Source organism: Pseudomonas sp. 51_B, assembly GCF_017491595.1.
Classification (GTDB): Bacteria; Pseudomonadota; Gammaproteobacteria; order Pseudomonadales; family Pseudomonadaceae; genus Aquipseudomonas; species Aquipseudomonas promysalinigenes.
In genome coordinates this window covers 1-448 of sequence record NZ_JAFGYW010000388.1, presented here as the reverse complement: position 1 = coordinate 448, position 448 = coordinate 1, and the positions used below count along the sequence as shown (strand labels likewise).

Sequence of the window (448 nt, the reverse complement as noted above, 5' to 3'; positions counted from 1 at the left end):
TGATACGGGAGAATCAGCGTCGTCGCCTCGGAAATGAACAGGCGCTCGCGAACGGACAGGCCGGCTTCTTCCAGCTCGCCGATTTCCTTGAACAGTGCCTCGGGGGAGAGGACGACGCCGTTGCCGATGTAGCAGGAGACGCCTTCACGCATGATGCCCGACGGGATGAGGCGCAAGATGGTCTTCTTGCCGCCGATGATGAGGGTGTGGCCGGCGTTGTGGCCGCCCTGGAAACGCACGACGCCCTGAGCGTGGTCCGTCAGCCAGTCGACGATCTTGCCTTTGCCTTCATCACCCCATTGAGTCCCCACGACGACGACGTTACGCCCGGGAGTCACGTTCACTGCGCTGGCAGACATGTTGATTCGTTAGCTGGTTAAAAACGTATTCTACCTAGGTTCGCCGCCGGTTCCGAATTTTTCCGTTTCGCTTCAACGACATTGCACGC

Annotated in this window: 1 protein-coding gene; it reads right to left on the bottom strand. The window is 59.4% G+C overall.

Annotation, left to right across the window (positions count from 1 at the left end; translation table 11 throughout):
• On the bottom strand, positions 1 to 359 hold a 359-nt coding region (locus tag J5M56_RS25370; RefSeq protein WP_207938106.1), incomplete at its 3' end, for an adenylosuccinate synthetase.
• Positions 360 to 448: the final 89 nt, after the last annotated feature.